Origin of the sequence: Aquabacterium sp. OR-4 (assembly GCF_025290835.2) — a bacterium.
Lineage (GTDB): Bacteria > Pseudomonadota > Gammaproteobacteria > Burkholderiales > Burkholderiaceae_C > Pseudaquabacterium.
Genome location: NZ_JAOCQD020000001.1, coordinates 1,881,570 through 1,900,320 on the forward strand (window position 1 = coordinate 1,881,570; position 18,751 = coordinate 1,900,320).

Annotated in this window: 17 protein-coding genes; 11 read left to right on the top strand and 6 right to left on the bottom strand. The window is 70.7% G+C overall.

The window, feature by feature from the left end:
* Window positions 1-6: 6 nt before the first annotated feature.
* The 4 genes from N4G63_RS08190 to N4G63_RS08205 form a co-directional block, all read right to left on the bottom strand.
* The gene (locus N4G63_RS08190; protein ID WP_260787838.1) at window positions 7-1,014 is read right to left on the bottom strand and encodes a 2-hydroxyacid dehydrogenase; all 1,008 of its coding nucleotides are present in this window, start codon (window positions 1,012-1,014) and stop codon (window positions 7-9) included.
* A 6-nt stretch (window positions 1,015-1,020) separates the two neighbouring features.
* A complete protein-coding gene (locus N4G63_RS08195; RefSeq protein WP_260787839.1) occupies window positions 1,021-2,439 on the bottom strand; it encodes a sodium:proton antiporter in 1,419 nt (472 codons plus the stop codon).
* Complete coding sequence (locus N4G63_RS08200) at window positions 2,436-2,882, bottom strand: acyl-CoA thioesterase (protein WP_260787840.1); 447 nt, start codon at window positions 2,880-2,882, stop codon at window positions 2,436-2,438. The genes N4G63_RS08195 and N4G63_RS08200 overlap by 4 nt, the downstream gene beginning before the upstream one ends.
* Before the next feature lie 86 nt (window positions 2,883-2,968).
* On the bottom strand, window positions 2,969-3,967 hold the full coding sequence (locus N4G63_RS08205; RefSeq protein WP_260788673.1) for a histone deacetylase family protein: 999 nt from the start codon (window positions 3,965-3,967) through the stop codon (window positions 2,969-2,971).
* 154 nt (window positions 3,968-4,121) lie between these two features.
* Here N4G63_RS08205 and phaP point away from each other — a divergent pair, with 154 nt between their 5' ends.
* Window positions 4,122-4,682 (top strand): TIGR01841 family phasin, encoded by a 561-nt coding sequence (gene phaP, locus N4G63_RS08210; RefSeq protein ID WP_260787841.1) that lies wholly within the window; start codon window positions 4,122-4,124, stop codon window positions 4,680-4,682.
* A 202-nt stretch (window positions 4,683-4,884) separates the two neighbouring features.
* Here the strand turns inward: phaP and N4G63_RS08215 are convergent, their stop codons facing one another.
* Together N4G63_RS08215 and N4G63_RS08220 are read right to left on the bottom strand one after the other, a co-directional pair.
* Window positions 4,885-6,402, bottom strand: coding sequence for an FAD-binding oxidoreductase (locus tag N4G63_RS08215; RefSeq protein ID WP_260787842.1), 1,518 nt, complete (start codon window positions 6,400-6,402; stop codon window positions 4,885-4,887).
* 26 nt (window positions 6,403-6,428) lie between these two features.
* Window positions 6,429-7,337: a patatin-like phospholipase family protein gene (locus tag N4G63_RS08220; protein WP_260787843.1), complete on the bottom strand. Its 909-nt coding sequence runs from the start codon at window positions 7,335-7,337 to the stop codon at window positions 6,429-6,431.
* Window positions 7,338-7,510: 173 nt separating this feature from the next.
* Between N4G63_RS08220 and N4G63_RS08225 the strand changes: the two genes are divergently transcribed.
* The 10 genes from N4G63_RS08225 (at window position 7,511) to N4G63_RS08270 (ending at window position 18,744) form a co-directional block, all read left to right on the top strand.
* Window positions 7,511-8,488 (top strand): sulfite exporter TauE/SafE family protein, encoded by a 978-nt coding sequence (locus N4G63_RS08225; protein WP_260787844.1) that lies wholly within the window; start codon window positions 7,511-7,513, stop codon window positions 8,486-8,488.
* A 61-nt stretch (window positions 8,489-8,549) separates the two neighbouring features.
* Window positions 8,550-10,241, top strand: coding sequence for a nitrite/sulfite reductase (locus N4G63_RS08230; protein ID WP_260787845.1), 1,692 nt, complete (start codon window positions 8,550-8,552; stop codon window positions 10,239-10,241).
* A 31-nt stretch (window positions 10,242-10,272) separates the two neighbouring features.
* Complete coding sequence (locus N4G63_RS08235) at window positions 10,273-10,818, top strand: DUF934 domain-containing protein (RefSeq protein ID WP_260787846.1); 546 nt, start codon at window positions 10,273-10,275, stop codon at window positions 10,816-10,818.
* A 15-nt stretch (window positions 10,819-10,833) separates the two neighbouring features.
* A complete protein-coding gene (locus N4G63_RS08240) occupies window positions 10,834-11,592 on the top strand; it encodes a phosphoadenylyl-sulfate reductase (RefSeq protein ID WP_260787847.1) in 759 nt (252 codons plus the stop codon).
* Window positions 11,589-12,560 carry a sulfate adenylyltransferase subunit CysD gene (gene cysD / locus N4G63_RS08245; RefSeq protein WP_260787848.1) on the top strand — a complete coding sequence of 324 codons (972 nt, stop codon included), beginning with the start codon at window positions 11,589-11,591 and terminating at the stop codon, window positions 12,558-12,560. The genes N4G63_RS08240 and cysD overlap by 4 nt, the downstream gene beginning before the upstream one ends.
* 2 nt (window positions 12,561-12,562) lie before the next feature.
* Window positions 12,563-13,906 (top strand): sulfate adenylyltransferase subunit 1, encoded by a 1,344-nt coding sequence (locus tag N4G63_RS08250; protein ID WP_260787849.1) that lies wholly within the window; start codon window positions 12,563-12,565, stop codon window positions 13,904-13,906.
* 35 nt (window positions 13,907-13,941) lie between these two features.
* Window positions 13,942-14,724 (top strand): uroporphyrinogen-III C-methyltransferase, encoded by a 783-nt coding sequence (gene cobA / locus N4G63_RS08255; RefSeq protein WP_260787850.1) that lies wholly within the window; start codon window positions 13,942-13,944, stop codon window positions 14,722-14,724.
* Between the two features lie 98 nt (window positions 14,725-14,822).
* Entirely contained in the window at window positions 14,823-15,146 is a 324-nt protein-coding gene (fdxA, locus tag N4G63_RS08260; protein ID WP_260787851.1) for a ferredoxin FdxA, read from the top strand.
* A gap of 49 nt (window positions 15,147-15,195) precedes the next feature.
* The gene (locus tag N4G63_RS08265) at window positions 15,196-16,260 is read left to right on the top strand and encodes an NAD(P)/FAD-dependent oxidoreductase (RefSeq protein ID WP_260787852.1); all 1,065 of its coding nucleotides are present in this window, start codon (window positions 15,196-15,198) and stop codon (window positions 16,258-16,260) included.
* A gap of 291 nt (window positions 16,261-16,551) precedes the next feature.
* A complete protein-coding gene (locus N4G63_RS08270; protein ID WP_260787853.1) occupies window positions 16,552-18,744 on the top strand; it encodes a TonB-dependent siderophore receptor in 2,193 nt (730 codons plus the stop codon).
* Window positions 18,745-18,751 lie beyond the last annotated feature (7 nt).

The window sequence follows — 18,751 nt, forward strand, 5'->3', positions numbered from 1 at the left end:
GCCCGCTCAGCGCTGCGCCAGCAGCTCGGGGTTCAGTGCGGTGGGCGGCCGGCCGGCCTCGTGGCCGATGCCGAACACCGCGCGCAGGTTGCGCAGGGCCAGATCGGCCATCGCGCGGCGGGTGGGCAGGCTGGCGCTGGCGATGTGCGGGGTGAGCACCACGTTGGGCACGCCCAGCAGATCGGGGTGCACCGCCGGCTCGCCCTCGAACACATCGAGCCCGGCCGCGGCGATGCGGCGCTCGCGCAGGGCCTGGGCCAGCGCGGCGTCGTCCACCACACCGCCGCGGGCGATGTTGGTCAGGGTGGCGCCGGGCCTCATCAGCGCCAGCTCGGCCGCGCCGATGGCGTGGTGGCTGATGGCGCTGTACGGCAGCACCAGCACCAGGTGGTCGGCCTGGCGCAGCAGGTCGTCCTTGCTGACCCAGCGCGCGCCCAGCGGCGCCTCGGCCTCGGGGGCCAGCCGGCTGCGGTTGTGATAGATCACCGGCATGCCAAAGCCCAGCGCGCCGCGCCGCGCGATGGCCTGGCCGATGCGACCCATGCCCAGGATGCCCAGCGTGGCGCCATGCACATCGCTGCCGGCAAACAGGTCGTAGCGCCACTGCGTCCACTGCCCGGCACGCAGGTAGTGCTCGCTCTCGGCGATGCGGCGCGCGGTGGCCATCATCAGCGCAAAGCCGAAGTCGGCGGTGGTCTCGGTGAGCACGTCGGGCGCATTGCTCACCAGCACGCCGCGCGCGGTGCAGGCCGGCAGGTCGATGTTGTTGTAGCCCACGGCCATGCTGCACACGGCGCGCAGGCCCGGACAGGCGTCGAGCAGCGCGGCGTCGATGCGCGGCATGCCGGCCACCAGCAGCGCCTGGCAGCCATGGGCGCGGCGGGCCAGCTCGGCCGGGTCTTCGATCGGGTGCTCGCCGGCGGCATCGATCTCGAAGTGCTCGGCCAGCGCGGCCAGCACCTCGGCAAACATCGGAATGGCAACCAGCAGTCGCGGCTTGGCGGTGGGGCTCATGAAGTTTCAGCGCATCCAGATGAAGGTGACCACGACGAACAGCGGCACCAGGATGCCGAAGCTCCAGCCCATGTAGCCGAAGAAGCTGGGCATGCGCAGCCCGCGGTCCTCGACGATGGCCTTGACCATGAAGTTGGGCGCGTTGCCGATGTAGCTGTTGGCACCCATGAACACCGAGCCGGCCGAGATGGCCGCCAGCGTGGCCGCCAGCGGCCCCATCAGCTGCTGCACATCGCCGCCGGCCAGGTTGAAGAACACCAGGTAGGTGGGCGCGTTGTCCAGAAAGGACGACAGCAGGCCCGAGGCCCAGAAGTAGGCCCAGGGCAGCGGCTGGCCATCGGGCCCGGTGACCGCGCGCAGCACCGCGGCAAAAGCGCCGTCGTGGCCGGCGCGCAGCATGGCCAGCACCGGCAGCATGGTGACGAAGATGCCGATGAACAGCTTGGCCACCTCCTGCATCGGGCCCCAGCCGAACTGGTTGGCCTCGCGCGCGGCACGTGGCGTGAGGGCGATCGAGGCCAGGGTCACGCCCACCAGGGCCGCATCGCGTAGCAGGTTCTGCAACGCCACATCGGCGCCGGGCAGCTGCAGCACGATGCCGGGCTTCCAGGTGCCGCTCAGCAGCACCAGGCCCACCACGCCGGCCAGCAGCAGCAGGTTGATGCCGCCATCCAGGCCGAAGCGGTGGTCGTCGGGCGTGGGGTCGCGCGGCAGCACGCCTTCCTTGCCGTACCAGTGGCGGTCGATCAGCCAGAACAGCGCCAGCAGCACGGCCACGCAGAACAGGGTCTCGGGCAGCAGGGTCTTGAGCGTCCAGAAGAAGCTCACGCCCTGCAGAAAGCCCAGGAACAGCGGCGGATCACCCAGCGGCGTGAGCGAGCCGCCGATGTTGCTGACGATGAAGATGAAGAACACCCAGATGTGCACCGTGTGCCGGCGGTTGTCGTTGGCGCGGATCAGCGGGCGGATCAGCAGCATCGACGCACCGGTGGTGCCCATGATGCTGGCCAGCACCGCGCCGAGCGCCAGCAGGCCGGTGTTGAGCGCCGGGCTGCCATGCAGGTTGCCGCGCACATAGATGCCGCCCGACACCGTGAACAGCGCGGTCAGCAGCACGATGAACGGGATGTACTCGGCCCACAGCATGTGCAGCAGCACGCCGCCGGTGGCGGCCGCGCCGTGGGCCAGCACGCTGGGCAGCGCGAAGGCCAGCGCCCAGCCCAGCGCCACCTTGCCGAAGTGGCGGTGCCAGAAGTGCGGCGCCAGCAGCGGCAGCAGCGCAATCGACAGCAGCATGCCGGCGAACGGCAGCGCCCACCAGGCGCCGCCGGCGCTGCTGAGCGCACGACCATCCAGCTCGGCGGCCTGGGCCCAGGGCGCCAGCGCCGCCAGCGCCAGCGCGGCGCATCGTGCGGCGCGCTTCAAGCCGCGCTCCACTGCAGCGGCGCCAGCGCCTGCAGCAGGGCCGGCGGCAGCTTGACCGGCCGGCGCGTTGCGCGGTCGACATACACATGCACGAAATGCCCTTGCGCGGCGGCCAGCGGCTCGCCGGGCGCAAACAGGCCCACCTCGTAGCGCACGCTCGACGAACCGACATGCGCCACCCGCAGCCCGGCCTGCACGTCCTGCGGAAAGGCCAGCGGCGCGAAGTAGTTGCAATGGGTCTCGACCACCAGGCCGATGGTGCTGCCCGCGTGGATGTCCAGCGCGCCAGCCTCGATCAGGTAGCGGTTCACCACCGTGTCGAAGAAGCTGTAGTACTGCACGTTGTTGACATGGCCGTACACATCGTTGTCCATCCACCGGGTGGTGATGGCCGACAGGTGCGGGTAGTGCTCGCGCAGGCCGGGTTGGGGTTTGGCGCTCATCGGCGGGGCCTTGGAATCCACAGGGGGTGAGTTGGTATGACGATTGCAGCGGCCCGCATTGTCGCGTGCCCGCGCGCGCCGGGCTTTCACCCCGGCGACCCGCCTTGCAAGGACGGCGCCGATTGCGATGGCTGCAACGCCTGCCAGGCCTGCCACGCCGCCTGCGCCAGCTGCACGGTGCGCAGCTGCACCGCCACCGTGGTGGCGATGTCGCGGCCGTAGCCGCCGGCCATGGTCACGGCCACCGGCACGCGGCGCGCGCGCAGAAAGTCGAACACCCGGCGGTCGCGCTCGGCCAGGCCGGCATCGCTGAGCTTGAGGCGGCCCAGGCGGTCGCCCTCGTGGGGGTCGGCACCGGCCAGGTAGAAGGCCAGGCCGGGCGTGCCGGCGGCGGCCAGCCGCGCCCAGGCCTGGTCGAGTGCGGTGTCCAGCGCGGCCAGGTACTCGGCGTCGGCGCAGCCATCGGGCAGATCCACATCCAGGTCGCCCGGCTCCTTGCGGAACGGAAAGTTCCTGGCGCCATGCAGCGACAGCGTGAACACGCTGGGGTCGTCGCGAAAGATCGCCGCCGTGCCATTGCCCTGGTGCACATCGAGGTCGATCACCCACACCCGCAGCGTGCGGTCGCGGTGGCGGCTGCGGCGAAAGACCTCGGCCTGCATCAGCCGCGCGGCCACCGCCACATCATTGAACACGCAGTAGCCGCTGCCCTTGTCGGCATAGGCATGGTGGGTGCCACCGGCCAGATGGCAGGCCACGCCACCACCAGGCTGGGCCAGCGCGGCACGTGCCGCGGCCACCGTGGCGCCCACCGAGCGCCGGCTGCGCTCGACCATGCGCTCGCTCCACGGAAAGCCGATCTCGCGCTGCGCCGCGGCCGGCAGCGTGCCCCGCACGACGGCCTCGATGTAGGCCGGCGTGTGCACCAGGGCCAGCTCGCCGTCGCTGGCCGGCCCGGCCTCGGTGATGGCCAGATCCGGGCAGACCGCCTGCACCGCGTTGCGCAGCAGCTCGTACTTGGGCATCGGAAAGCGGTGCCCCGGCGGCAGGCCGATCGCGAAACGGTGGTTGCTGAACACCTGCATGGTCGAGCGCATTCTGCCGCTAGGCATCAACCCCTAGGTTTTTTGCTGCAGCGCAACATGAACCCCTTGAAATCCCCGATGCGGTGCATATACTTCAGTCCATGTTGCAGTGCAGCAAACCTGCAGATTCCTTCAACCACCCCCGGAGCACACCATGTCCTATCTGACCCCCGAGCAAGTTGCCGCCGCCAGCAAGGCCAACCTCGAGACCCTGTTCGGTCTGACCAGCAAGGCCTTCGAAGGCGTGGAAAAGCTGGTTGAACTGAATCTGCAAGTGGCCAAGGCGACGCTGGCCGAAACGCAAGAAACCGCCAAGGCCGCGCTGAGCGCCAAGGACGCGCAAGAGCTGCTGGCCCTGCAAGCCAGCCTGCTGCAGCCCAGCGCCGAAAAGGCCGCCGCCTACAGCCGCCACCTGTACGACATCGCCGCCGCCACCAGCGCCGAAGTGAGCAAGACCGCCGAAGCCCAGTTTGCCGAGCTGCAGAAGAGCTTTGCCGGCGCCGTGGATGCCGCGATCAAGAACGCCCCCGCCGGCACCGAGAACGCCGCCACGCTGGTGAAGTCGGCCATGACCGCCGCCAACAACGCCTACGAAAGCGCCCAGAAGGCCGCCAAGCAGGCCGCCGACATCGTGGAAGCCAACTTCAACGCCGTGACCAGCACCGCGGTGAAGGCTTCGCAAGCCGCCGCCAAGACCGCCAAGCGCGCCGCCTGATCGCCAGCAGATCGCGCCAGGACGCGCGGAACTTTCCTGCCGCGTCCTGGCTCACACCGGTGCCTGGGCTGCGAAGCCAGGGCATCCGTGGAAGGTTGTCTCCTCGGTACCTTTCGAAACCCGTTTTCTGGGTACCTTCAAGCCCGATGGTTCGCCATCGGGCTTTTTTCTGGGCGCTGCAGGCTGCACGCCCGGCCCGTGGTCACAGATAGCGGCGCCACAGCTCGTTGCCCAGGCGCCCGGCCGGGTCGACGCTGCGCTTGACCCGCCGCAACGCCGCCACCTCGGGATAAGCCCGCTCGAACTGTGCGCGCGTGGCGTGCAACTGGTAGGGCAGATACCAGCGCCCGCCGTGGGCCAGCACCTGGTCCACCAGCTCGCGGGTCCAGCGCGCCACGGCCTCGATGGCCGCGGCATCGGTGCGCTGCTTGTAGTACAGCACCAGCGAGAACACCGCCTGCGGCGCCCAGGGCAGCAGCGACACCCGGTCGGCCGGCGAATGGCGGATCGAGATGTTGAGCGCCCGCACGCGGTGCCGGCGCAGCACGCCGGCCATGGCCCGCACAAAGGGCAGCCACTGCGCCGGCGGCACGAAGTACTCCTGCAGCACATAGGTGCTGTGCTCGCGCGAGGCCGGCTCGAGCTGGGCCACGTCGCGGCTGGCCTCGTGGTTGAGCCACTTCACGGCAGGCCCACGGGTCAGCAGCGGGTGCAGCACCTGGCGGTGCAGCGTCGCGCCGCCCGGCCACTCGGTCACGGCGCGGACCACCTGCCGCTCCAGCCCGTAGGCCTGGCCCACCGGCACCAGGCGCGCGGCTTCGGTCAGCGGCATGTCGGCCGGCGCACGCCGCCACGTGATGGCCACCGGTTGCTCGAAATCGGGCGGCAGCAGGTCGGCGTTGTGCAGCACGGCGTCCGGATCGGCCAGCACCTCGCGGGCAAAAAACCCGGCGTAGTCGGCCAGCGCCAGCGTGCGCACCTCGCGCGTGATGCGCCGGTTCTCGGCCAGGTCAAGCTCGACCTCGGTGATCACGCCCACCGCGCCGTAGCCACCGATGGCGGCACGGAACAGCTCGGCGCGCTCGCCCGGCGAGGCCTCGACCACCTGGCCATCGGCCAGCACCAGCTGCAGCGCGCGCACCGAGTGGCCGATCGGCCCGTGGCCCACATAGCGGCCATGCACATTGACCGACACCGAGCCGCCCACGGTGAAGTTGCTGAAGCTCTGCATGGTCTTGACCGCCAGGCCCAGTGGGTCGAGGTGGTCTTGCAGCTCGCGCCAGCGCATGCCGGCCTGCACCCGCACGCTGCGCTGGTCAGGCCGCAGCCACACCAGGGCGTTCATGGCCCGCATGTCCAGGTGCAGCCCGCCGGCCGCGGCCACCTGCCCGCCCATGCTGTAGCGGCCGCCGCCCACGGCCACGGTACCAGGCCAGTCGGCCAGCGCCCGGGCCACCTGGTGGGCCGAGCGCGGCACCTGCACCCGGGCCACCATCACGCTGAACAGGCCGGTGACATTGCCCACCGGCACCAGGGCCTCGGCCGCCAGGCAGGTGGGCGGCAGCAGCGTGAGGCCACCAGCCTCGGCCAGTGCCAGGGCCAGCAGCGTGCGGCGGTTCAGCGGCCTGGCCGCGGCCGTTGCAGCCGGCGCAGCGGCGGCAGCCGTGGCCGGGCCGGCGCTGACGGCCGACACCCGGCGGTGCGGAGTGTTCGCCGGCATGCGCGTGGCCAGATCCAGTCTGCCGGTCAGCGGGTCAGCGCCACGATCTTCAGCCGCAGCGCTGGCAGCAGGGCCTGGGCGGCCGTGCGGCCGGCGTCGATGGCGCGCTTGCGGGCGCTGAAATCGGCGCTCGACACGCCGGCCAGCGCGGGCTTGAGCACCAGGTCGGCCTCGCGCAGCTCGTACTGGTTGATGCTGCGGCCCATGATCGCAAAGGTCTGCAGCAGCAGCTTGAACGCGTCGCCGGTGGCGGCGCCGTCGGGCGGGGTGGAGATGTCGACCGCCAGCACCAGCTGCGCGCCCATCTCGCGCGCAAAACGCACCGGCACCGGCGACACCAGGCCGCCGTCCACGTACTCGCGCGTGCCGATCTTCACCGGCTGGAACACCGCCGGCACCGCGCTCGAGGCGCGCACCGCGGCGCCGGTGTCGCCGCGGCGAAACAGCACTGCGTCGCCCGAGTCGAGGTCGGTGGCCACGATGCCCAGCGGCAGCGGCAGCTGCTCGATCAGCCGGTTGCCGCATTGCTCGCGCACATAGCGCGCCAGCGCCTCGCCGCGAATCAGGCCGCGGCCCGGAAAGCTCCAGTCGGTGATGGCCGATTCGTCCATCGCCAGCGCCAGTCGCGCCAGTTCGGCGCCGCTCTTGCCCGAGGCGTACATCGCCGCCACCAGGCTGCCGGCCGAGGTGCCGGTGACCAGGTCGGGCTTGATGCCCGCCTCCTCCAGCACCTGGATCACGCCGATGTGGGCAAAGCCGCGCGCCGCGCCGCCGCCCAGCGCCAGGCCGATGCGGGGCGGCTGCGGCACGCGCGGCGCCGACGCGGCGGGTCCGGACGGGCCGTTGGGCGGCATGGGGGCGGGGGTCTGGCAGGCCGCAAGCCCGGCGGCCGTGGCCACGCCCAGGCCCGCGCGCATGAAAAGTCGGCGGTGCATGGGCGCTGATTCTAGGCAGCGGCCGGCCCTGCTTGCTGGCTGCATATGCTCATGCGGAATGTGGAGCTAACAAGAATGTCGTTTGGATATATATGAAGCCTGACTACAGTCGCGTCCTTCGCCAGACCTGATTTGACGCACTGCAGCATCCGCGGCCCGGTGGCCGCCGCCCCATGAAGATTCGCGACATCGACTACACCGACAACCAGGTCAACGCCGAGCACCGGGCGCTGGGCCTGCCACCGGTGGAGCACGAACTGGCCGAATCGGCCCGGCACCCGGTGCTGCGCATGGCGATGTGGTCGGTGGTGTTCCTGCTGATGGGCTGCATCGCGGCGCTGGCCACGCAGCTGTTCGGCCCGCATGCCAATGGCCAGACCGGCCTGCAGATGGTGATGCAGACGCTGGACAGCCCGAGCTTCTGGTGGGCGGTGGGCGTGGGCCTGCTGGCGCAGACGGTCGATGGCGCGCTGGGCATGGCCTACGGCATCACCAGCACCAGCTTTCTGCTGGCCACTGGCGCCTCGCCGGCGGTGGCCAGCGCCAGCGTGCACATTGCCGAGGTGTTCACCACCGGGGTGTCGGGTGTCTCGCACATCCGGCTGGGCAATGTGAACCGCCAGCTGTTTCTGCGCCTGCTGGTGCCGGGCATGGTGGGCGCCATCAGCGGCGCCTGGGTGGTCTCCAGCGTGGATGCGCGGGTGATCAAGCCCTTTGTCTCGGCCTACCTGCTGCTGATGGGCCTGTACGTGATCAGCAAGGTGTTCAAGCGCATCCGCCAGACCCACGAGGCGCCGCGCCACGTGGCCAAGCTGGGCCTGCTGGGCGGTTTTGTCGATGCCGTGGGCGGCGGCGGCTGGGGCCCGGTGGTCACCACCACGCTGGTGGGCACCGGCCACGATCCGCGCACCACCATCGGTTCGGTCAACCTGGCCGAGTTTTTTCTCACCTTCGTGTCGGCCGGCGTGTTTGCCATGCTGGTGGACGAGGCGCCGTGGCCCACCGTGGCCGGCCTGGTGGTGGGTGGCCTGTTTGCCGCGCCGCTGGCCGCCCTGCTCACCCGGCGCCTGAACACCCGTACCCTGCTGTTGCTGGTGGGCACGGTGATTTCGTGCATCAGCCTGTACAACCTGGCCCGCGCTCTCGCCTAAAGTTCCGTCACGCCGCGCGCCCCCTTCGCAGCCCCGCCCCAGCCCCATTCGCCACCGCGCCATGTACCAGTACACCGAATTCGACCGCCAGTTCGTGCGCGCCCGCGCCGCGCAGTTTCGCGACCAGCTCAGCCGCCATCTGGCCGGCCAGTTGCCCGACGACGACTTCAAGGCCCTGCGTCTGCAGAACGGCTGGTATGTGCAGCGCCATGCGCCGATGCTGCGCGTGGCCGTGCCCTATGGCGAGCTGAGCGCCGCCCAGCTGCGCCAGCTGGCGAAGATCGGCCGCGAGCTCGACCGCGGCTTCGGCCACTTCACCACGCGCCAGAACCTGCAGTTCAACTGGATTCCGCTGACCCAGGCTGCCGACGCGATGGACCTGCTGGCCGCGGTGGACATGCACGGCATCCAGACCAGCGGCAACTGCATCCGCAACATCACCAGCGACGCGCTGGCCGGCGTGGCCGCCGACGAACTGGTTGACCCGCGCCCCTACTGCGAGCTGATGCGCCAGTGGAGCACGCTGCACCCCGAGTTCGCGTTCCTGCCGCGCAAGTTCAAGATCGCGGTGTCGGGCGCCGCCGAAGACCGCGCGGCCATCGCGTGGCACGACGTGGGCCTGCAGCTGAAGAAAAACGCCGCCGGCGAGGTGGGCTTCCAGGTGCTGGTGGGCGGCGGCATGGGCCGCACGCCGATCACCGGCACGGTGATCCGCGAGTTCCTGCCCTGGAACCAGATCCTGTGCTACCTCGAGGCCGTGGTGCGCGTCTACAACCGCTACGGCCGCCGCGACAACGCCTACAAGGCGCGCATCAAGATCCTGGTCAAGGCCGAGGGCCAGAAGTACTTCGATCAGGTGGACGCCGAGTTCGAGCGCATCCTGGCCGAAGACGTGGGCGGCAGCCTGCACCTGATTCCGCAGGCCGAGTTCGAGCGCGTGGCGGCCGGCTTTGCACGCCCCGCCGCCGTGCAGCCGCTGCCCGCGGTGGCGCTGGCCGCCGATGCGCCGCTGGCCGTGCAGCGCTGGCACCAGCGCAATGTGCACGCCCACCAGGTGCCGGGCTGGAGCGCGGTGACGCTGTCGCTCAAGCGCGCCGGTCTGCCGCCGGGCGATGCCACCTCCGACCAGATGGACGCCGCCGCCGCGCTGGCCGAGGCCTTCAGCCTGGGCGAGCTGCGCGTCACGCACGACCAGAACCTGCTGCTGCCCTGGGTCAAGCAATCCGATCTGGCCGCGCTGTACCTGCAGGCCAAGGCGCTGGGCTTTGCCACGCCCAACATCGGCCTGCTGACCGACATGATCAACTGCCCGGGCGGTGACTTCTGCGCGCTGGCCAATGCGCGCAGCATCCCGGTGGCCGCGGCCATCACCGAGCGCTTCGACGACCTCGACCGCGTGTTCGACATCGGCGACATCGATCTGCACATCAGCGGCTGCATCAACAGCTGCGGCCACCACCACAGCGGCCACATCGGCATCCTCGGCGTCGACAAGGACGGCAAGGAGTGGTACCAGGTCTCGCTGGGCGGCTCGGACGGCAGCACGATCAGCGGCACATCCGTGCCCGGCAAGGTGATCGGCCCCAGCTTTGCGGCCGACGAGGTGCCCGATGTGATCGAGGCCGTGATCGAGACCTACCTGGCCCAGCGCCAGGGCGCCGAGCGCTTTGTCGAGACGGTGCGCCGCATCGGCCTGCCCCCGTTCAAGACCGCGGCCGACGCCCAGCGCCAGGCCACCGCGGTCCAGGCCTGACCCCAGGCCGCGCGCCCCCGGAGAACCCGCCATGAAGTTCATCACCCCCGCCACCGACGCCTGGCATGCCGCACTCGGCGAAGACGGCCCGCAGCCCCACCCCGCCCCGGCCGCCCACCGCCTGCTCACACTGGAGCAGTGGCATGCCGTGCGCGACACCTGGCCGGCCGGCCTGCCCACCGGCGTGAGCCTGGTCAACACCGTCGACATCGAGACCCTGGTGCCCGACCTGCCGCGCCTGGCCCTGGTGGCGCTGCACTTTCCGAAGTGGGTCGATGGCCGTGCCTACACCCAGGCCCGCCTGCTGCGCAGCCGCTACCGCTTTGCCGGCGAGGTGCGCGCCACCGGCGACGTGCTGGTCGACATGCTGCCGCTGCTGGCCCGCACCGGGTTTGACGCGGTGCAGATGCGCGCCGACCAGTCGCGCGACGCGGCCGAACGCGCGCTGGGCTTCTTTGCCGGCCACTACCAGGGCGATGTGCAGCAGCCCGCACCCGCCTTTGGACGCGATGTGGCGGCCGAACTGGCGCAACGCCAGGCCGACCAGGCCGCGCAATGTGCCGGCCAGGGCATCTGAGGAAAGGGCCCCACCATGAGTGCCATCGCCCTGTACGCCCGCGCCACGGCGGGTTTTGACGAGCGCGTCGCCCACGCGCTGCAGGTGCTGACCGAGGCCGCCGCCACGCATGGCGCCGGCATCGTGCAGTCCACCAGCCTGGGTGTGGAGGACATGGTCGTCACCGACCTGATCGCCCGCCACCAGCTGCCCATTGCGCTGGCCACGCTGGAAACCGGCGCGCTGCACGCCGAGACCGTGGCGCTGATCGGGCGCATCACTACCCACTACGGCCTGCCGGTGCAGGTGTTTGCGCCGCAGGCCGAGGCGGTGATCCAGTTCGTCAAGAACCATGGCACCGACGCCATGTACCAGAGCCTGGATCTGCGCAAGGCCTGCTGCGGCGTGCGCAAGATGGAGCCGCTGGGCCGCATGCTGGCCGGCCGCACGGCCTGGATCACCGGCCTGCGCCGCGAGCAGAGCAACGCCCGGGGCGAGGTGCCCTTCAGCGAGCCGGACGATGCCGGCCGCACCAAGCTCAACCCGCTGGCCGACTGGACCTGGGCCGATGTGTGGCACTACGTGAAGCTGCACCAGGTGCCCTACAACCCGCTGCACGACCAGTTCATGCCCAGCATCGGCTGTGCGCCCTGCACCCGCGCCATCGCGGTGGGTGAAGACTTCCGCTCCGGCCGCTGGTGGTGGGAGCAGGACGGCGCCAAAGAATGCGGCCTGCATGTGAAACACGATGACGCCGCACCCGCGGTATCCAGCCTGATCGGAGCGCGCCCATGAATGCCGCCGTGAACCTCGACACCCTGCTGCCCGAACTCGACCACCGCCACCTCGATTGGCTGGAGGAAGAGGCGATCTTCATCCTGCGCGAGGTGGCCGCCTCGTTCGAGCGCCCGGGCCTGCTGTTTTCCAGCGGCAAGGACAGCTGCGTGGTGCTGCACCTGGCCGAGAAGGCCTTCAAGCGCAAGATCAGCGCACCGGGCGAGCGGCCGCGCTTTGCCGGCAAACTGCCCTTTCCGCTGGTGCATGTGGACACCGGCCACAACTTCCCCGAAGTCACGGCCTTCCGCGACGCCCGCGTGGCCGAGCTGGGTGACCGCCTGGTGGTGGGCCACCTCGAAGACAGCATCAAGAAGGGCACCATCCGCCTGGCGCATCCGCTGGAATCGCGCAACGGCCACCAGACCGTGACCCTGCTCGAAACCATCGAAGAGAACCGCTTCGACTGCATGATCGGCGGGGCCCGGCGCGATGAAGAAAAGGCACGCGCGAAAGAGCGCATCTTCAGCCACCGCGACAGCTTCGGCCAATGGCAGCCCAAGGAGCAGCGGCCCGAGCTGTGGACGCTGTTCAACACCCGCCACCGCCCCGGCGAGCACTTCCGCAGCTTCCCGATCAGCAACTGGACCGAGCTGGACGTGTGGCTGTACATCGCCCGCGAGAACATCCCGCTGCCCGAGCTGTACTACGCCCACCAGCGCCAGGTGATCCGCCGCAAGGGCCTGCTGGTGCCGCTGACCGACGTGACCCCGCCCGAGGCCGGCGAGACGGTGGAAACCGCCACCGTGCGCTTTCGCACCGTGGGCGACATGACCTGCACCTGCCCGGTGGAAAGCGGCGCGCAAACCGCCGCCGACATCGTGGCCGAAACCCTCACCGTGACGGTGAGCGAGCGCGGCGCCACGCGCATGGACGACCGCACCAGCGATGCCAGCATGGAACGCCGCAAGAAAGAGGGCTATTTCTGATCATGAGCGACACCGCTGTGAATAACACCGACCACCGCGAGACCCTGAAGGGCGCGGATCACCGCGCCCTGCGCTTCCTCACCGCCGGCAGCGTGGATGACGGCAAGAGCACGCTGATCGGCCGCCTGCTGTTCGAGAGCCAGGCCATCCTGGCCGACCAGCTCGACACCCTGGCCAAGCGCGCCGCCGGCGAGCCCATCGACCTGAGCCTGCTCACCGACGGCCTGGAGGCCGAGCGCGAGCAGGGCATCACCATCGATGTGGCCTACCGCTACTTCGCCACCAAGACGCGCAAGTTCATCATTGCCGACGCGCCCGGCCATGAGCAGTACACCCGCAACATGGTCACCGCCGCCGCCGGCAGCGATGCCGCCGTGGTGCTGGTGGACATCACCAAGATCGACTGGCGTGCGTCGCCGGTGCCGCTGCTGCCGCAAACCCGTCGCCACACCCTGCTGGCCAACCTGCTGCGCGTGCCCAGCATCGTGTTCGCGGTGAACAAGCTCGACGCCGTGGGCGACGACGCCGCCGAGGCCTTTGCCGCGGTGAAGGGCTCGCTCGAGGCCTTTGCGGCCGAGGCCGGCATCACGGTGGCCGGCATCATTCCGGTGAGCGCGCTGCGCGGCGACAACGTCACGCTGCCGCTGGACGCGCCCTGGTACGCCGGCCCCAGCCTGCTGCAGCTGCTGGAAAGCCTGCCCACCACGCAGGAGACGCCGCAGGGCGCGCTGCTGCAGCCGGTGCAGTACGTGGCGCGCGACGACGCCGAAGAGGCCGATGCCGCCAAGGGCACCGGCCACCAGAGCCGCGTGTTCTGGGGCCGCATCGCCCATGGCAGCGTCAAGGCCGGTGATGCGGTGCAGGTGTTTCCCAGCGGCCAGGGCGCCGTGGTGGCCGAAGTGCGCCGCGCCGGCAGCTCGGTGGCCAGCGCGCAGGCCGGCGAATCGGCCGGCATCGTGCTGGACCGCCAGCTCGACATCTCGCGCGGCGACTGGATCGGCAGCCCGGCCGGCTTCCAGGCCACGCAGCGCTTCAGCGCCACGCTGTGCTGGCTGGACACCGAACCCGCCGTGCCCGGCCGCAAGTACTGGGTGCGCCACGGCAACCGCTGGTGCCAGGCACGCATCGCCCACATCGACCACCGTTTCGACATCCACAGCCTGACGCCCACCGACGCGCACGAGCTCAACGTCAACGACATCGGCGAGGTCACCATCGAGCTGCAGCAGCCGCTGCCGGTGGAAAGCTACGCCAGCAACCGCGTGGGCGGCGCGCTGATCGTCGTCGACCCCACCAGCAACCGCACCAGCGGTGCCCTGCTGGTGAAGGCGGCGGTGCACGCCTGAGGCCGCGGCAGCACCCGCCCCATGGACTGCCTGGCATGACCCCCTCCACCCTTCCGGCCGTGGTGTTCATCGGTGCCGGCCCGGGCGCGGCCGACCTGATCACCGTGCGCGGCGCGCAGCGCCTGGCCGCCGCGCGCGTGGTGCTGTTCGATGCCCTGACCGACCCGGCGCTGCGCGACCTGGCGCCCGCGGCCGAGTGGATAGCCGTGGGCAAGCGCGGCTTCGATTACGCCGAGCTGCAGGCCAACATCAATGCCCTGCTGCTGCGCCATGCGCCCGGCGGCGGCGTGGTGCGGCTCAAGGGCGGAGACCCCAGCATCTTCGGCCGGCTTGAAGAAGAGCTGCAGGCGCTGCAGGCCGCCGGCCATGCCTGCGAGGTGGTGCCCGGCGTGACCTCGGCGCTGGCCGCGGCGGCGCAGGCCGGCCGGCCCCTCACCCGCCGCGGCAGCGGCCGCAGCGTGAGCCTCACCACCGCCATGACCCACCTGGGCCGGCTGCAGGCCACACGCACCGCCGACACCGAGGTTTTCTACATGGCCGGGCGCCAGCTGGCCGAACTGTCGGCCCGGCTGCGCGAAGCCGGCTGGGCCGATGCCGAGCCGGTCAGCGTGATGTCGCGCGCCGGCTGGCCCGACGCCCTGCTCACCCAGCACACCGTGGCCACGCTGGCCGAGGCCGCAGCCACCCACGCCGGGCGTCCGGCGGTGGTGACCGTGGGCGCCGGCGCCGCACCGGTGCTGGCCGAGGCCGCAGCGCCAGCGGCCGACTTGCCAGGCCTTGCGCCCCCTCAAGACACGGCAGCCGACCCAGCCCCCTAAAATCCGCGTTTCGCCTCCGGGCGGGCAGCCAGCGATGGCCGCCGCGCAACCGCCGGCTCATCCAGCATCACCCCTCAGCCTTCAGAGCACTCCACACCATGACCCACGTCGTCACCGAAGCATGCATCCGTTGCAAGTACACCGACTGCGTCGATGTCTGCCCGGTGGACTGCTTCCGCGAAGGCCCGAACTTCCTCGTCATCGACCCGGACGAGTGCATTGACTGCGCCGTGTGCATTCCCGAGTGCCCGGTCAACGCTATCCTGCCCGAAGAGGACGTGCCGGGCGACCAGCAGCAGTACATCGCGCTGAACGCCGATCTGGCCAAGGGTTGGCCCAGCATCACCAAGCGCAAGGCCTCGCTGCCCGACGCCGATGAATGGAAAGACCGCAAGAACAAGCTGGGCGAGCTGATCAAGTAAGCCCCGCGGCGCCCCGGGCGCCGGCCCCAGGCTTCAAGAGCGCGTTGACATGACCCAGCCCACCGCCCCGATCGAGACCGATGCCCTGGTCATCGGCGCCGGCCCGGTGGGCCTGTTCGCGGTGTTCGAGCTGGGTCTGCTCGAGCTGCGCGCCCAGCTGGTCGACACCCTGCCCCAGGTGGGCGGCCAGTGCACCGAGCTTTACGCCGACAAGCCGATCTACGACGTGCCGGGCATCCCGGTGACCACCGGGCGCGCCCTGGTGGATCAGCTGATGCGTCAGGCCGCGCCGTTTGCGCCCGGGCTGCACCTGGGCCAGCTGCTGGCCACGCTGCAGCGCGAGGCCGATGGCCGCTGGCGTGCCACCACCGACCACGGCACCAGCTTCCTGGCCCGCGTGGTGTTCATCGCCGCGGGCGCCGGGGCCTTCGTGCCGCGCAGCATCACGCTCGACGGGCTCGACCGGCACCTCGGCAGCCAGGCCGCCTATCAGCTGGACGACGCAGCCAGCGTGGCCGGCCGCCAGGTGGTGATCCTGGGCGACGAAGATGCCGCACTCGAGCAGGCCATTGCGCTGGCCGAGGCGGCCAGCCAGGGCCCGGCCCGCGTCACCCTGGTGCACCGGCGCGATGCCTTTCGCGCCGATGAAGCCACCGTGGCCCGCTTTCAGGCCTTGCGCGCGCAGGGCGCGCTGCATTTCGTGGCCGGCCAGCCCAGCGCGCTGCTGGAAGACGCGGCAGGCCGCCTGCTGGCGCTGGACCTGGCCACGCCCGAGGGCGGCAGCGTTCGGCTGCCGCTCGATGCCCTGCTGATCCGCATGGGCCTGAGCCCACGCCTGGGCCCGATCAGCCACTGGGGCCTGCAGCTCGAGCGCAAGCAGCTGGTGGTAGAAACCGCCGGCTTCCAGACCCAGGCGCCAGGCATCTTTGCGGTGGGCGACATCATCACCTACCCCGGCAAACGCAAGCTGCTGCTGTGCGGCTTTCACGAGGCCACGCTGGCGGCCTTTGCCGCGGCGGCCCATGTGCGCCCGGGCCAGCCGGTGCACCTGCAGTACACCACCACCAGCCCGCGCCTGCACCAGCTGCTGGGCGTGGCGTCGCCGCCACGCTGATGGCCACGCCGCAGGCGGCACCCGGCCGTCAGCGGCGCCGCGCTTCACGGCCGCGACATAATCCACGGCGCTGACCGGCCCGCGCGGCCGCCAGCGCATTCGCTAGGGGTGTTGCCCTGCCCGTTCTTCACCGGACGGACAGGGCGACTGAGAGAGTCCCTTTGAACCTGATCGAGGTAATCCTCGCGTACGGGAAGCGACCTGCCGCAGCGCGCCCTGCTTCCTGTCGTCTCTCGCGTCGGGCGCGCCAGCCAGTGTTCGTGGTCCCGTGATTGCTGCAAAGGCATCACGATGGCATCCATCCAGTCTCCGCACCACCGCAAACGTGGTGCTCTTCATCCTCTTGCACTGGCCGCCGCCACGCTGTGCGCGCTGGCCAGCGGCGCTGGCCATGCGCAGGAGGAACCCGCCCGCATCACCATCAGCGGCCGCGCGAGCGCTGCCCAGGCGGTGGGCGTCTCGGGCTTTGGCGACGTGCCGCTGTGGCGCCTGCCGATCTCGGCCACGGTGATCCGCACCGATCAGCTGGCCGACGCCGCCATCACCGGCCTGGGTGACCTCACCCGGCTGGACGCCGGCGCCACCGACGCCTACAACGCACCCGGCTACTGGAACCAGCTGGCCGTGCGCGGCTTCACGCTGGACAACCGCTTCAACTACCGCCGCGACGGCCTGCCGATCAACGCCGAAACGGTGATCGGCCTGGACAACAAGCAGGCGCTGGAGCTGCTCAAGGGCGCCAGCGGCCTGCAGGCCGGCACCAGCGCGCCGGGCGGCCTGCTCAACCTGACGGTCAAACGCCCCAAGGTCGCACAGCGCAGCGCCATGCTGGGCTGGCAGCAAGACGGCACGCTGGGCGCCGCCATCGACATCGGCGACCGGGCCGGCGCCCAGGGCGAGCTGGGCTGGCGCATCAACGCCAGTGCCTCCCGGCTCGACCCCAGCACCCACAACGCCCAGGGCCACCGCTGGCTGTGGGCCGCCGCAGGTGATCTGCGCCTGAGCGGCGGCACGCTGATCGAGGCCGAGCTCGAGCTCAGCCGCCAGAGCCAGCCCAGCACGCCCGGCTTCAGCCTGCTGGGCGACCGCCTGCCCAGCGCCGACAGCATCGACCCGCGCCTGAACCTCAACCGCCAGCCCTGGAGCCTGCCGGTGGTGATGGACGGCCGCATCGGCTCGGTCCGCATCAGCCAGCCGCTGAGCGCCGATGTGCAGCTGGTGGCCCACGGCATGCGCCAGCGCCTGGACAGCGACGACCGCATCGCGTTCCCCTTTGGCTGCAGCGCGGCCGAAGACTACAGCCGCTACTGCGCCGACGGCAGCTTCGATCTCTACGACTTTCGCAGCGAGAACGAACGCCGCACCAGCGACGCCTTCGACCTCTCGCTGCAGGGCCGTGCCGCCACCGGCAGCCTGCAGCACCAGTTCAACCTGGGCCTGCTGTTCACACGCTACGCCACCCGCCTGGGACGCCAGGCCTACAACTGGGTGGGCGTGGGCAGCATCTACCAAGACGAGGCTCTGGACCCCGACCCCAGCCTGACCGACGACAGCACCAACCGCCGCGAGCGCACGGTGGAACTGCACCTGCAGGACAGCCTGACCCTCAGCGATACGCTGACCGCCTGGGCCGGCCTGCGCCACAGCCGCCTGCACCGCGAAAGCCGCTACACCCACCCCGACGACCCGCGGCCCACCGCCTACGCGCAAAGCCTCAGCACGCCCTGGCTGGGCCTCAGCCGGCAGCTGGGCACGGGCAGCAGTGCCTACCTCAGCTGGGGCCAGGGCATGGAAAGCGAGGTGGTGCCCAACCGCGCCCGCTACGCCAATGCCGGACAGGCCCTGCCCGCACTGAAGAGCCGGCAGCTCGAGGCCGGCTACAAATCAAGCAGCCGCTCGCTCGACTGGCGCGTGGCGGCCTTCGACATCCGCCGCCCGGTGTGGAGCGACCTGCTGGCCGCCACCGGCGTGCCTGTTGACGGCTGCAGCAGCAGCGCGCCCTGCCGACGCGCCGCCGACGGTGCGGCACGCCACCAGGGCCTGGAAGCCGAGGCCGAGTGGCGCAGCGGCCCCTGGGCCCTGCGTGGCAGCGCCATGGCCTTGCACGCCCGGCGCGAAGGCTCGGCCGACAGCCAGGCCAACGGCAAGCAGCCGACCAATGTGCCGGCCCTCAGCCTGAAGGCCCAGGCCGCCTGGCAGGTACCCGCACTGCCCGCCCTGGCCCTGCTCGGCTTCATCACCCATGAAGGCCGGCGCCAGGTGCTGCCCAAGGAGCAGATCGCCACACCGGGCTGGACCCGCATCGACCTCGGCGCCCGCTACAGCCAGCGCCTGGGCGCGGGCACCAGCCTGGTCTGGCGCGCCGGCGTCGACAACCTGGCCAACCGACGCGCCTGGAAGGAAGCCCCCTTCCAGTACGGCCACGCCTACCTCTACCCCCTGGCCCCGCGAACTTTTCATGCCAGTGCCCACCTGAATTTTTGACACAGCC